This window comes from Amycolatopsis sp. NBC_01307 (genome assembly GCF_035975215.1).
Taxonomy (GTDB): Bacteria; Actinomycetota; Actinomycetes; order Mycobacteriales; family Pseudonocardiaceae; genus Amycolatopsis.
The window spans coordinates 1-14,363 of sequence record NZ_CP108403.1 but is presented as its reverse complement, the minus strand read 5'-3'; the positions used below and the strand labels follow the sequence as shown (position 1 = coordinate 14,363).

At 64.5% G+C, this 14,363-nt stretch carries 8 protein-coding genes and 3 rRNA genes; 5 read left to right on the top strand and 6 right to left on the bottom strand.

From position 1 onward, the window contains the following. Nucleotides 1-11: 11 nt before the first annotated feature. Genes OG439_RS00055 through OG439_RS00045 form a run of 3 tightly spaced genes read left to right on the top strand, consistent with a single transcriptional unit; the run spans nt 12 to nt 2,694 of the window. On the top strand, nt 12-962 hold the full coding sequence (locus OG439_RS00055) for an oxidoreductase (RefSeq protein ID WP_326947301.1): 951 nt from the start codon (nt 12-14) through the stop codon (nt 960-962). A gap of 37 nt (nt 963-999) precedes the next feature. Continuing rightward, nucleotides 1,000-2,001, top strand: coding sequence for a lipoyl synthase (gene lipA / locus OG439_RS00050; protein WP_326947300.1), 1,002 nt, complete (start codon nt 1,000-1,002; stop codon nt 1,999-2,001). Between the two features lie 45 nt (nt 2,002-2,046). Then, entirely contained in the window at nt 2,047-2,694 is a 648-nt protein-coding gene (locus tag OG439_RS00045) for a DedA family protein (protein ID WP_326947299.1), read from the top strand. A gap of 119 nt (nt 2,695-2,813) precedes the next feature. Here the strand turns inward: OG439_RS00045 and OG439_RS00040 are convergent, their stop codons facing one another. The 3 genes from OG439_RS00040 to OG439_RS00030 all read right to left on the bottom strand — a co-directional run bounded on the left by OG439_RS00040 (nt 2,814) and on the right by OG439_RS00030 (nt 5,217). Further along, nucleotides 2,814-3,584 (bottom strand): hypothetical protein, encoded by a 771-nt coding sequence (locus tag OG439_RS00040; protein WP_326947298.1) that lies wholly within the window; start codon nt 3,582-3,584, stop codon nt 2,814-2,816. A 1-nt stretch (nt 3,585) separates the two neighbouring features. Continuing rightward, nucleotides 3,586-4,152: a papain-like cysteine protease family protein gene (locus OG439_RS00035; protein WP_326947297.1), complete on the bottom strand. Its 567-nt coding sequence runs from the start codon at nt 4,150-4,152 to the stop codon at nt 3,586-3,588. A 99-nt stretch (nt 4,153-4,251) separates the two neighbouring features. Then, entirely contained in the window at nt 4,252-5,217 is a 966-nt protein-coding gene (locus tag OG439_RS00030; RefSeq protein WP_326947296.1) for a LysR family transcriptional regulator, read from the bottom strand. Nucleotides 5,218-5,287: 70 nt separating this feature from the next. On the opposite strand from OG439_RS00030, the gene OG439_RS00025 reads away from it, so the two are divergent. Next, the gene (locus OG439_RS00025) at nt 5,288-6,157 is read left to right on the top strand and encodes a patatin-like phospholipase family protein (RefSeq protein WP_326947295.1); all 870 of its coding nucleotides are present in this window, start codon (nt 5,288-5,290) and stop codon (nt 6,155-6,157) included. Between the two features lie 103 nt (nt 6,158-6,260). Next, nucleotides 6,261-7,472: a L,D-transpeptidase gene (locus tag OG439_RS00020; protein WP_326947294.1), complete on the top strand. Its 1,212-nt coding sequence runs from the start codon at nt 6,261-6,263 to the stop codon at nt 7,470-7,472. Between the two features lie 1,450 nt (nt 7,473-8,922). On the opposite strand, the gene rrf is transcribed toward OG439_RS00020, so the two are convergent. From rrf to OG439_RS00005, 3 genes are all read right to left on the bottom strand, one after another. Then, a 5S ribosomal RNA gene (gene rrf / locus OG439_RS00015) occupies nt 8,923-9,039 on the bottom strand. A gap of 81 nt (nt 9,040-9,120) precedes the next feature. Continuing rightward, nucleotides 9,121-12,242 (bottom strand): 23S ribosomal RNA (locus tag OG439_RS00010). Between the two features lie 323 nt (nt 12,243-12,565). After that, nucleotides 12,566-14,081: ribosomal RNA gene (locus OG439_RS00005) — 16S ribosomal RNA — on the bottom strand. The 16S, 23S and 5S rRNA genes sit together here, the layout of an rRNA operon. Nucleotides 14,082-14,363 lie beyond the last annotated feature (282 nt).

Here is a 14,363-nt window from a genome sequence, read left to right as displayed (position 1 = left end):
TAAGTAAGCGCATGACTGAGCGTTGGGCCGAAGCCGACATCGCCGACCAGACCGGCCGCACCGCGGTGGTCACCGGCGCGAACTCCGGCCTCGGCCTCCGCACGGCCGAGGTGCTCGCGGGCAAGGGGGCCCGCGTGCTCCTCGCGTGCCGCTCCGCCGAACGCGGCGCGAAAGCCCTGGAGCAGGTGCGCGCGGCCGCCTCGGGCGCCGCACCCGAACTCGTCAAGCTGGACCTGGCCGACCTCGCTTCGGTGCGCGAAGCCGCCGCGTCGGTGCGGGAACGCACCGGCGACCGGCTGGACCTGCTGATCAACAACGCCGGGCTGATGATGACACCGCGCGGCAGGACAGCCGACGGCTTCGAGACCCAGTTCGGCACCAACCACCTCGGGCACGCGGCGCTGACCTGGCTGCTGCTGCCCGCGTTGCGCGGCGGCAGCGGCGCCCGCGTCGTCACACTTTCGAGTGTCGCCGCGACCGGCGCGCGCATCGACGTCGCCGACCCGAACTTCGAGCACCGCCGCTACAACCCGGGGGCCGCCTACGGCCAGTCGAAGCTGGCCAACCAGGTGTTCGCGCTCGACCTGAACCGCCGGCTGCGTGCCGCCGGCGACGACGTCCTCAGCGTCGCCGCCCACCCGGGTTACACGTGGACCGGCCTCGGCCAGGGCATGGCTCGCTCGTACCGCAACCCGGTGCTGCGCGCCGTGATCGGCGGCGGCAACCGGCTCGGCGAGATCCTGCTGGCCCAGGGCCCCCGCATGGGCGCGCTCCCCCAGCTGTACGCGGCCACCGCGGACGGCATCGAAGGCGGCGAATACATCGGCCCGCGCGGCGTCGGCGGCCTGCGGGGTCACCCCGTGAAGGTGAACCCGCTGACGCCCGCGCGCAGCGAGGCGCTGGGGGCCGCGTTGTGGGACCTCACCGCGAAGTTGACCGGCGTCACGCCCGACCCCGCGTAGGCGGAACGGCCTGTGCGGCGGGCGTACGCTTGATCCCGTGAGTGCTGCGCCTGAAGGCCGGAAGCTGCTGCGTCTCGAAGTCCGCAACAGCGAAACGCCGATCGAGAAGAAGCCGCCGTGGATCAAGACGCGAGTGCGGATGGGCCCGGAGTTCACCGAGCTCAAGGGCCTCGTGCGCCGCGAAGGTCTGCACACCGTCTGCGAAGAAGCGGGCTGTCCCAACATCTACGAGTGCTGGGAAGACCGCGAAGCCACGTTCCTCATCGGCGGCGACCAATGCACCCGCCGGTGTGATTTCTGCCAGATCGACACGGGTAAACCGGCCGAGCTGGACCGGACGGAGCCGCGGAAGGTCGCGGAGTCCGTCCAGGCCATGGGGCTGCGGTACTCGACGATCACCGGCGTGGCTCGTGACGACCTCGCCGATGGTGGGGCGTGGCTGTACGCCGAGACCGTCCGTCAGATCCACTCGCTGAACCCGGGTACCGGTGTCGAACTGCTGATCCCGGACTTCAACGCGGACCCGGAGCAGCTGGCCGAGGTGTTCGGCTCGCGGCCGGAAGTGTTGGCGCACAACGTGGAGACGGTTCCGCGGATCTTCAAGCGGATCCGTCCCGGCTTCCGCTACGCGCGTTCCCTGGACGTTATAACGGCCGCGCGCGAAGCCGGTCTGGTGACGAAGTCGAACCTGATCCTCGGCATGGGCGAGACGCCCGACGAGGTCGCCCCGGCGATGCAGGACCTGGTCGACGCCGGGTGCGAGATCCTGACGATCACGCAGTACCTGCGGCCGTCGCCGCGGCACCACCCGGTGGACCGGTGGGTGAAGCCGGAGGAGTTCGTGGAGCACTCGAACGCCGCCGAAGCCATGGGCTTCGCCGGCGTCATGGCCGGCCCGCTCGTGCGCTCGTCGTACCGCGCGGGACGCCTTTACGCCCAGACGAAGGCCCACCGCGGCGAGGACCTGCCGGAGAACCTGCAGCACCTCGCGGTCGAAGGCCCCGCCGCTCAGGAAGCCGCGTCGCTGCTGGCGCGGTGACCGACGCCACACCACCGACCTTAAAGGATCGGTAAAGTGGCGCGCATGGCCCTGGTTTCGGATCTCCTCAGCTGGTTGCAAGGACTCCCGGAACCGGGGCTCGTCGCGGCGACCGGCGGCCTGGTCTTCGCCGAGTGCACGATCGGCCTGGGTTTCCTGGCCCCGGGCGAATCCGGCCTGCTCATCGCCGCGACGACGGCGAACACCATCGCCCGCTTCCTGGCACTGTGGACGGTCGTCACGCTGTGCGCGACGGCGGGCGACGCCCTCGGCTACGTCATCGGCCGCCGCTTCGGACCCCGGCTGCGCGAGACCAAACTGATCCGCAAGTACGGCCTCGAAGCCTGGGACAAGGCGACGTCGGTCCTGGAACGCCGAGGCGCGTGGGCGGTGTTCTTCGCGAGGTTCCTGCCGGTGATCCGCACACTGACACCGGCCGCGGCGGGGACGTCGGGCCTGCCGTTCCGCCGGTTCCTGCCCGCGGCCGCGGCGGGCGCGTTCTGCTGGTCGCTGGTCCACATCAGCATCGGCGCCGCCCTGGGCGAAGCGGCGAAGCGCATCGAAGGCGCGTTGAACACGGGCGGCTTGATCGTGATCGGCGTACTGGCGGCGGTCGCGGTGTTCTTCTTGCTGCGCTTGAAGAAGCGCAAGACGCTCGCGGCCGCCGAACCGGAGTCCGAGCGCGTTCCCTGAAGCGGAAAGCCGTGAAGGGCACCCTCACGGCCTTTAACGCCCTGAAGGTGCCCCTCACGGCGTGAGAGCCGGGTGCCACGAGGGTGCGGCCCGAGACGCCAGGCCGCACCCTCCCGGCGTCAGCGACGGGCGCGCGTCGCCTTGCCGGTGGCCCAGCCGATCAAGCCGAGCGCCAACAGCGCCCCACCGGCGACGAACGGCCAGGAACCGGTGCCCGGCACGGACGGCGCCGGAACGGGGGTGGCGGCGAGGTCGTAGCCGCCGAGCTTGCCCTGCGCCCGGTACGCCGAACCGGGCAGCTTGTCGCCGTACAACCGGTGCACCAGCTGCTGGTACGCCGGCACCGCGACGCCGTCGCCGACCCGCGAGCGGGCCGGGTCGTTGAGCGGCAGCACCCGGCCGTCGCGGATCCGGTACCAGGCGTTGACCTGCGGCTCGGTGAACACGACGTCCGCGCCCGCCTGCGCCGGGTAGGTCACCTCCTCGGTGCCGGTGGTGAAGTTGGTCGCCGCCCAGCCCGACGCCTCGGGGGTGAGCCAGACCGTCGCCTGCCGGCCCGTCGACGCCTGCGTCCGCACGGCGAAGTACGCGAACGCCGCCGGCTGCGCGTCCGGCGTCCCGGCGACGAACGCGGGGTCGAGCGAGTAGACGCGCAACGGCTCACCGGTGACGCGCGGCGCCTGCTCCGCGTCGGCCCGCGCGACGCCGGAACGCTGGTCGAGCTGGCCGAAGAACGACGACAGCTTCGCCGTCGTGTCCGGCGAGGCGAGCACCTGCTCGGCCGCCGTGACGTCGGTGCCGGACGGTTCCGAAGCCGAAGCCGTGCCGCCGAAGCCGAGCACCAGGGCGGAGCCGGCGAGGAGGGTGACGAGTCCGCGGTAGAGGTTCATGTCACGCCCCGATCCGGTAGAGGGACTGGGCCCACTGGAACTGCCCGTTGCGGACGTAGCTCGAGTGCGCCATCGCGCTGTAGCGCTGGCTGCTCGGCCACGGGTCGCCGTAGTAGACGAGCCCGCTCGCGTCGTAGCCGTAGATCACCTGGGCGTGGCCACCGCCGGCCGTCCAGTAGATGCCCGTCTCGACCGGGCGCCGCGCGGTGATCTCGCTCTGCACGGACGCGAAGCTCAGCGCGCTGGTCACGGTGCCAGGCCGCAGCCCGAGCGCCTGGTAGCCGCGCTGCACGTACGTCAGCTCGCCGGCCTGGTTGGGGCACTGCGAACCGGCCGGGTAGCCGCGGGAGTAGTCGCAGAACGTGTTCTGGCTGACGCTTGAGCCGTAGCCCAGGAACCGCGCGATGGTCAGGCCGCTCGCGGCCCAGCACCACTGGTTCTGTTCCTGCACGAGCTGGCTGATGGCCAGGGTGGTGGCGGCCCGTGGGGCGGCCGTCGCGGGCGGGGAGAACAAGCCGGCCAGCGCGACGCACAGCACGCCGATCGCCATTGATCGTCTGAGGTGCATTCGTTGCTCCTTGTCGGCAACAGGTGGGGACTTCGTGAGCGTCTCCCGTTGCCGCGCCGGGCAGTAATCCCAGCGGGGATAACACCGGCGTTATGCCGCCTATCGGGCGGAGACCAACCGTTCGCCCGGTTCCTCCGGATGCTGGCGGCACCACCGCGCGAAGTGCGGGTTCCGCTGCCGCGACGCGACGTAGGCGACCTCGGCGCAGCGGAACACCTCGTCGGTCGCCGGCGTGCGGGCGTCGTCCTCCCGCGTCGCGAACAGCAGCGTGGTCCACAGCGGGTCCCCGGCGAGCGGCAGCGCGAGCAGCCCGGGCGGCGGAGCGGACGCGGCCTGCGCGAGGCACACCGCGCCCTGCGCGATCAGCGTCCCCGCCGTGCCCGCCTCGGACGTGAAGTGCCGCACCCGCGGCGTGAACCCGGCCGCCGCGCAGGCCTGCAGGAACCGCACGCGCACGCAGTTCTCGTGCGGTGGCGGCAGGATCCAGTCGACGCCGGCCAGATCCGCGAGGTCGACCACGCCACCGCGAATGGCCGGGTGGCCCTGCGCGATCCCGACGAAGATCGGCTCGGTGGCCAGCGTCCGCACGGTCAGCCCGGCGTAGTGGTGCGGCTCGGTGCCGTCGAACCGTTCGAGCAGCGCGACGTCCACCCGGCCGGTCGAAAGCAGCTTCAGCAGGGTCAGCGACGCCGGCTCGGCGTACGTCTGGACGTCGAGCGTCTTCCCCAGCTCTTCGATGAACCGGCCGATGATGAGCAGCGGCACGTAGCCGATCTTCAGGGTTTCCGCGACGCTCTCGCCGTGCCGCCGGGCGGTCGCGACGAGGGCCTGCATGTCGGACAGCAGGGCGTCGGCGCGGGCGAGCACGAACCGGCCGAGCTCGGTCGGGCGCACGCCGCTGGGCTCGCGGACGAACAGGTCGCCGCCGAGGATGCGTTCGATGCGCTTGAGCTGGGCGGTGAGGGCAGGCTGGCTGACGCCCAGCACGGTGGCCGCGCGGCTCACACTGCCGCCGTCGGCGACAGCGCGGACGGCCCGGAGATGGCGCAGTTCCAGCTCGGCCACGTCCAGCAGGTTAACGCCGGCTTCACGGCCGGCACGACCTGCGAAAGTCGGGCTTACTACATTCGGCGGTATGAGTTTCGCGGATCTTCCCCGGCCGGTCGGCTTCGTCCTCGGTGGTGGCGGCAGTCTCGGCGCGATGCAGGTCGGCATGCTGCGCGCGGTCGCCGAGGCCGGGATCACCCCGGACCTCGCGGTCGGCACGTCGGTCGGCTCGCTCAACGCGGCCGTGCTGGCCCTGACCCGCGACGACCCGATCGAGCGGCTGCGTGGCATCTGGGCGCACATGACGCGGGACGAGGCGTTCCCCGGCGGTGTGTTCAGCCGCGTCCGGACGCTGACGCAGAGCAAGACGCACCTGTTCACCAACCGCGGCCTGACGAAGATCATCGACGAGCACGTCGGCGCCGGGCGCCGGTTCGAGGACCTGGCGCTGCCGCTGGGCGTCGTCACCACGCAGGTCGACACGGCCGAGCCGCTGCTGATCCGGTCCGGCCCCCTGCTGGCGCCGCTGCTGGCCAGTTGCGCGATCCCGGGGATCTTCCCGCCGGTCGAGCACGAGGGGCGGTTGCTCTACGACGGCGGGCTCGTCGCGAACGTCCCGATGCGGCAGGCGCTGGCGATGGGCGCGCAGTCGCTGGTGGTGTTCGACTGCGCGTTCCCCGGGAAGCTGCCGAGCGCGCCGCGTACGTTCGCCGAGGTGATGATGTTCACCGCGATGATCAGCATGCGGAACCAGGCCGTGCTGGAGGCGCCGCTCGCGGCGTCCCAGGTGCCGGTGGTGTACCTGCCCGGGCCGGCACCCGCACGGGTGAACCCGCTGGACTTCGGTCACACGGACGCGCTGGCCACCGAGGCCTACGACGCGGCGCGGGAGTTCCTCGACGGGATTTCGGTGTCCGGTGCGGGGCTTTACGGCGCCCCTGGTCTGGTCGTCACGTGATCCACGTCACGACGATGCACCGATCCGGTCGGAAGGACGTCATCGCTATCGCGTAGTTTTGATGGTAATGCCCGCCGATCCCAATTTCCCAAAAAGAGACAATATGCTCCCCAAGAAGACTTTACTTTCGGTGGCCGGGATTCTCGCCGGAGCACTGCTGCTTTCCGCCTGCTCGTCCGGTGACGACGGTGGTTCGCCCACCGGCGGGGCGCCGACGTCCGGATCCGAGGCGCCATCCGCGAACCCGGTGGCGGTGACGTTCGAGCCGGCGGGCGGCGCCAACGTGAACCCCGCGACCCCAGTCGTCGTCAAGGCGGCCAACGGGAAGCTCATCGACGTCACGATCACCAACACGGCGAAGGGGAAGCCGGTGGCCGGCAAGCTGGCGACGGACTCCCTCAGCTGGACGTCCAGCGAACCACTCGGCTACGGCGCGACGTACAAGATCGTCGCGCACGCCCAGGGCGCCGACGGGAAGCCGATCGAGCAGGACAACCAGATCAGCACGATCGCCCCGAAGAAGCAGGCCAACGCCAACCTGATCCCGGCGCCGTCCGCGGTGGCGAGCACGGGTGTCGGTGTGGGGCAGCCGATCGTCTTCAGCTTCGGCAAGATCGCCGTCAAGAACAAGGCGGACGTCGAGAAGGCCCTCACGGTGGAGTCGACGCCGAAGCAGGAGGGCAGCTGGTACTGGATCGACGACTCGAACGTCCACTACCGGCCGAAGGAGTACTGGAAGGCCGGCACGACGCTGAAGGTCACGGCGAAGATCTACGGCGTCGATTTCGGAAACGGCGTCTTCGGCGCGGAGGATCGTACGGAGACGTACAAGGTGCACGATTCCTGGATCGCGAAGGCGGACGGGAACACCGAGCAGATGCAGATCTTCCACAACGGCGCGATGGTGAAGGCCATGCCCATCTCGATGGGCAAGGACGCGACGCCGACGCATTTGGGCGCGCACATCATTTCGGACAAGCAGGCCAACTACACGATGGACTCGTGCACGTACGGCGTCTGCCCGCCCGACCCGAAGGCGTACCGCTCCAACGAGAAGTTCTCACAGCGCATTTCGAACGACGGCGAGTTCGTCCACGAGAACCCGAACAGCGTGGGCCAGCAGGGAAGCTCGAACGTCTCCCACGGCTGCATCAACCTGAACGCGGCGAACGCCCAGTGGTTCTTCCAGAACCTGGGCCTGGGCGACGTAGTAGAGGTAACCAACTCGGGCGGCCCCCAGCTCCCAGTCTGGGACCTGTACGGCGACTGGTCCAAGTCCTGGGCCGACTGGCAAGCCGGCTCGGCGGTGAAGTAACTGCAGTTGTCTGGTCAGGGGCCGGGAGCTTTCGCTCCCGGCCCCTTTCTTTTGCCCATTTCGCAAGTCATACCGCGAGAGTCACGCGGGCACGGCACCGATCACGCAGACTCCCGCTCAGTCCCCATCCGGCCCAAGTCTGGTGAGCCAGCCGCTGCAGCCCCCACTCGCGCCGAGTCCGTGAGCCAGTAGCCGTAGCCTCCATCCGCGCCGAGTCCGTAAGCCAGCAGCCGTAGCCCGAGCCGGGCTCTATCCGCGGCCAGCCCGGTGAGCCAGCTGCTGCAACCCGAGTCAGGTCCTGCCCGCGACAAGTCCGATGAGCTAGCTGCCGCACTCAAGTCAGGACCAATTCGCGGCCAGTCCAGGGAGCCAGCCACCGTAGCCCGAGGCAGGCCCAATTCACGGCCAGTCCCGGTGAGCTAGTCGCTGCGGCCGAGCAGCAGCCAGGGATCCCACCGCCGGCGCAAGACCCCTACCGGCCAGCCACTCGGCGATCCACCACCGCAGCGGGACCCAGTCGGCCAATCACCCCGTCGATCCGCTGCCAGCGCGGAACCCAGTCAGCCAACCAGCCGGGCGATGCCCCCGGCCGCCACGTACTCACGGATGGCAGCCGGTGTAGCCGGCTCGACACCTACGCAGGCCGCAGGCGTAGCCGATAGAGGCATCGACAGCGTGCGGGGAGGCTTCAGCCGTGACTGGCAGGGTATCTCGCATGATCCGCGGGGCATCTCTCGTGACCGGGCGGGCACCACCGGTGATCCGGCGGGCATCACTCGGATCGGACATCACCCGGATTGTGAGGCCGGGAGCAGGGCGCTGCGGTGATCGGAGCCGCAACTCACGTGATCCCGCACGGATCTCGCGTGATTGTGGCCGGATCTCGCGTGATCCCGGGCGGGACTCGTGTGATCCGGGCCGGGATCCACGTGATTCCAGGCGGGATCTCGCGTGATTGAGACCGGAACTCGCGCACCGCGCGAGAGCAGCTCGCACACACGAACAGTCAGCTCACGTACCCAGCGGGCCGGCTCACGTACCTAGCCGGTCGGCTTACGTCCCGAACGGTCGGCTCGCGTACTCAGACAGTCGACTTACGTACCCAGCCGGTCGGCTCGCGTACCTCGACAGTCGGCTCCCGTGATTGAAGCGCCGGCCACCCGGGATCCAGGGGTCGGCACCTGTGCTCAGAAGGTCGACACCCGTGATTCACGGGTCACCACGCGGCCCAGACGGCCGTCTCGCGTGCGTGAAGGGTCAACTCGCGTGACTGGAGAGACGACTCGCGTGATCAGAGGGTCAACACGTGATTGGAAGGTCAACTCGTGTGACTGGAGAGTCGACACGAAGTGGGCCACGGTGCCGGCCGACCCGGTTTTGGGCATGAGAAAAAGGGCCTGGCCCGGGAGAACTAGTGTTCTCGACCGGGCCAGGCCCTTCTCAACGAAATGTTCGGCGGTGTCCTACTCTCCCACAACCCTTCGGTTGCAGTACCATCGGCGCTGTCAAGCTTAGCTTCCGGGTTCGGAATGGGACCGGGCGTTTCCCTGACGCTAAAACCACCGAAACACTATCAAACACCCACACCCCCCAAACACAGGGAGCTGTGTGGTGTTTCAGAACCGTAGAGTGGATGCGTAACACCTTCGTAGACAAGTCCTCGGCCTATTAGTACCAGTCAACTCGACAACACATTACTGTGCTTCCATATCTGGCCTATCAACCCAATGGTCTATTGGGGGCCTTAACCCACAAAGGGTGGGATACCTCATCTTGGAACAGGCTTCCCGCTTAGATGCCTTCAGCGGTTATCCCTTCCGAACGTGGCCAACCAGCCATGCCCCTGGCGGGACAACTGGCACACCAGAGGTTCGTCCGTCCCGGTCCTCTCGTACTAGGGACAGCCTTCCTCAAGTATCCTACGCGCGCGGCGGATAGGGACCGAACTGTCTCACGACGTTCTAAACCCAGCTCGCGTGCCGCTTTAATGGGCGAACAGCCCAACCCTTGGGACCTACTCCGGCCCCAGGATGCGACGAGCCGACATCGAGGTGCCAAACCATGCCGTCGATATGGACTCTTGGGCAAGATCAGCCTGTTATCCCCGGGGTACCTTTTATCCGTTGAGCGACACCCCTTCCACCAGGTGGTGCCGGATCACTAGTCCCGACTTTCGTCCCTGCTCGACATGTCTGTCTCACAGTCAAGCTCCCTTGTGCACTTGCACTCAACACCTGATTGCCAACCAGGCTGAGGGAACCTTTGGGCGCCTCCGTTACTCTTTAGGAGGCAACCGCCCCAGTTAAACTACCCATCAGGCACTGTCCCTGAACCAGATCATGGCCCGAGGTTCAGATTCCCAATTCGACCAGAGTGGTATTTCAACAATGACTCCACAGTAACTAGCGTCACCGCTTCACAGTCTCCCACCTATCCTACACAAGCCGAACCGAAAACCAATACCAAACTATAGTAAAGGTCCCGGGGTCTTTCCGTCCTGCCGCGCGTAACGAGCATCTTTACTCGTAGTGCAATTTCGCCGGGCCTGTGGTTGAGACAGCCGGAAAGTCGTTACGCCATTCGTGCAGGTCGGAACTTACCCGACAAGGAATTTCGCTACCTTAGGATGGTTATAGTTACCACCGCCGTTTACTGGCGCTTAAATTCTCAGCTTCACCCCCGAAGGGATTAACCGGTCCTCTTAACGTTCCAGCACCGGGCAGGCGTCAGTCCATATACATCGTCTTGCGACTTCGCATGGACCTGTGTTTTTAGTAAACAGTCGCTTTCCGCTGGTCTCTGCGGCCACCCACCCCTAGTCCGTAAAGGACTTCAGGATGTTTGGCCCCCCTTCTCCCGAAGTTACGGGGGCATTTTGCCGAGTTCCTTAACCACAGTTCACCCGATCGCCTTAGTATTCTCTACCTGACCACCTGTGTTGGTTTGGGGTACGGGCCGTGCATGCACTCACTAGAGGCTTTTCTCGGCAGCATAGGATCACTCTACTTCACCTCAAACGGCTACGCATCACGTCTCAGAGTATATAAAGCACGGATTTGCCTATGCTTTCTCCTACACGCTTACACCAGGACAACCATCGCCTGGCGGAGCTACCTTCCTGCGTCACCCCATCGCTTGACTACTACGAAATCAGGTCCCACGCTCCACAATGCCAACTCCGCCCGAAGGCATCACCGGCACGCTTTGGGTGGTTAGTATCAAACGCCTCGTCATGGGCGCACATGCTCGGGTACGGGAATATCAACCCGTTGTCCATCGACTACGCCTGTCGGCCTCGCCTTAGGTCCCGACTTACCCTGGGCGGATTAGCCTGGCCCAGGAACCCTTGGTCATCCGGCGGCAGAGTTTCTCACTCTGCATTCGCTACTCATGCCTGCATTCTCACTCCCACACCCTCCACCGCTAGCTTCCGCCACGGCTTCCCTGGGTGCAGGACGCTCCCCTACCCATCAACACGACTACACAAGGACTTCAAGAGCCCAAGTGGATCTATTGTGTCAATGACACAGCTTCGGCGGTGTGCTTAAGCCCCGCTACATTGTCGGCGCAGGACCACTTGACCAGTGAGCTATTACGCACTCTTTCAAGGGTGGCTGCTTCTAAGCCAACCTCCTGGTTGTCTGGGCAATCCCACATCCTTTCCCACTGAGCACACACTTAGGGGCCTTAGCTGGTGTTCTGGGCTGTTTCCCTCTCGACGACGAAGCTTATCCCCCGCCGTCTCACTGCCGCACTCTCACACCACGGTATTCGGAGTTTGGTTGATTTCGGTAACCCGGTAAGGCCCCTAGACCATCCAGTAGCTCTACCCCCGTGGTGAAACATGCGACGCTGCACCTAAATGCATTTCGGGGAGAACCAGCTATCACGGAGTTTGATTGGCCTTTCACCCCTACCCACAGCTCATCCCCTCAGTTTTCAACCTAAGTGGGTTCGGGCCTCCACGACGTCTTACCGTCGCTTCACCCTGGCCATGGGTAGATCACTCCGCTTCGGGTCTAGACCACGCGACTCATTCGCCCTATTCAGACTCGCTTTCGCTACGGCTACCCCACACGGGTTAACCTCGCCACGCAGCACTAACTCGCAGGCTCATTCTTCAAAAGGCACGCCATCACCATTACAGCTCTGACGGCTTGTAGGCACACGGTTTCAGGTACTCTTTCACTCCCCTCCCGGGGTACTTTTCATCTTTCCCTCACGGTACTAGTCCGCTATCGGTCTTCAGGAAGTATTTAGGCTTACCGGGTGGTCCCGGCAGATTCACAGCAAATTCCACGAGCTCGCTGCTACTCGGGAACACCACCAAGAACAACAACACAAGTTTTCGCGTACGGGGCTCTCACCCACTCCGGCCGCCCATCCCAAGGCGTTCCACTAACCCATGCGTCAATTCCGAAGAAATGTCAGTTCCTTCAAGGCGGGTCCCACAACACCGACTACACAACCCCTGACAGGTATCACATGCAATCGGTTTAGCCTCTTCCGCTTTCGCTCGCCACTACTCACGGAATCACGGTTGTTTTCTCTTCCTACGGGTACTGAGATGTTTCACTTCCCCGCGTTCCCTCCACACACCCTATATATTCAGGTGCGGGTAACACCACATCACTGGTGCTGGGTTTCCCCATTCGGAAATCCTCGGATCACAGCTCGGTTGACAGCTCCCCGAGGCTTATCGCAGCCTCCTACGTCCTTCATCGGCTCCTGAAGCCAAGACATCCACCATGTGCCCTTAACAACTTGACCACAAAGATGCTCGCATCCACTCTACAGTTCTCAAACACCACACCAGAAACAAACATCGCTCCCGAGGCGTAAGCCCCGAGGCGTGTTGCCTCAGGACCCAACAGTGTGCTTCGTGAACAACCCACCACTCGACTCGGCGAGCGTCCTCCACGACCCCGAAGGATCAGTACTAACGCCGGCGTCTGTCACCGCGATAAGCCATAACCAGTAGTTCCACAATTCCTTGAGCAACCAGAGCAACACTGCATTCGAGTGTTAAACCCCAGCCACCCCACGCCCTGGTTCCGGGTATCCCGGGAACGTGGATGTGTTGTGCTCCTTAGAAAGGAGGTGATCCAGCCGCACCTTCCGGTACGGCTACCTTGTTACGACTTCGTCCCAATCGCCAGTCCCACCTTCGACCACTCCCTCCCCGAAGGGTTGGGCCATGGGCTTCGGGTGTTACCGACTTTCATGACGTGACGGGCGGTGTGTACAAGGCCCGGGAACGTATTCACCGCAGCGTTGCTGATCTGCGATTACTAGCGACTCCGACTTCACGCAGTCGAGTTGCAGACTGCGATCCGAACTGAGACCGGCTTTAAGGGATTCGCTCCACCTCGCGGTATCGCAGCCCTCTGTACCAGCCATTGTAGCATGTGTGAAGCCCTGGACATAAGGGGCATGATGACTTGACGTCATCCCCACCTTCCTCCGAGTTGACCCCGGCAGTCTCCCACGAGTCCCCGCCATAACGCGCTGGCAACGTAGGATAAGGGTTGCGCTCGTTGCGGGACTTAACCCAACATCTCACGACACGAGCTGACGACAGCCATGCACCACCTGTACACCAACCACAAGGGAAGCCCCATCTCTGGGGATGTCTGGCGCATGTCAAGCCCAGGTAAGGTTCTTCGCGTTGCATCGAATTAATCCACATGCTCCGCCGCTTGTGCGGGCCCCCGTCAATTCCTTTGAGTTTTAGCCTTGCGGCCGTACTCCCCAGGCGGGGTGCTTAATGCGTTAGCTACGGCACGGACAACGTGGAATGTCGCCCACACCTAGCACCCACCGTTTACAGCGTGGACTACCAGGGTATCTAATCCTGTTCGCTCCCCACGCTTTCGCTCCTCAGCGTCAGTATCGGCCCAGAGACCCGCCTTCGCCACCGGTGTTCCTCCTGATATCTGCGCATTTCACCGCTACACCAGGAATTCCAGTCTCCCCTACCGAACTCAAGTCTGCCCGTATCGACTGCACGCTGAAGGTTAAGCCTCCAGATTTCACAGCCGACGCGACAAACCGCCTACGAGCTCTTTACGCCCAATAAATCCGGACAACGCTTGCACCCTACGTATTACCGCGGCTGCTGGCACGTAGTTAGCCGGTGCTTCTTATCCAGGTACCGTCACTTGCGCTTCGTCCCTGGCGAAAGAGGTTTACAACCCGAAGGCCGTCATCCCTCACGCGGCGTCGCTGCATCAGGCTTTCGCCCATTGTGCAATATTCCCCACTGCTGCCTCCCGTAGGAGTCTGGGCCGTGTCTCAGTCCCAGTGTGGCCGGTCACCCTCTCAGGCCGGCTACCCGTCGTCGCCTTGGTAGGCCACTACCCCACCAACAAGCTGATAGGCCGCGGGTTCATCCTGCACCGCCAGAACTTTCAACAACACTCCATGCGAAGCGTTGTGATATCCGGTATTAGACCTCGTTTCCAAGGCTTATCCCAGAGTGCAGGGCAGATTACCCACGTGTTACTCACCCGTTCGCCACTAATCCACCCGAAGGCTTCATCGTTCGACTTGCATGTGTTAAGCACGCCGCCAGCGTTCGTCCTGAGCCAGGATCAAACTCTCCAACAATGAATAGTTTGATCGAGACTATGTACTCAATCATTCTCAAAGGAACCTCATACGAGGTTATATAAGCTCTACTGGCTTAGTTCACTAGCACACTGTTGAGTTCTCAAGCAACACACTCCGGCATCACCCGCATTATCGGCGGGCTCAACCTCGGCGATTGTTTCAAGCCTTTGTTGTTCCGAGGCTATCACCTCGATTCAGGACCACCCACTCTACCACTTTCGTGGGAGCTTGGTTCGCGGTCCTGGCGGCCACCCGGTTTCCCTGGCGACTTGGAGAACT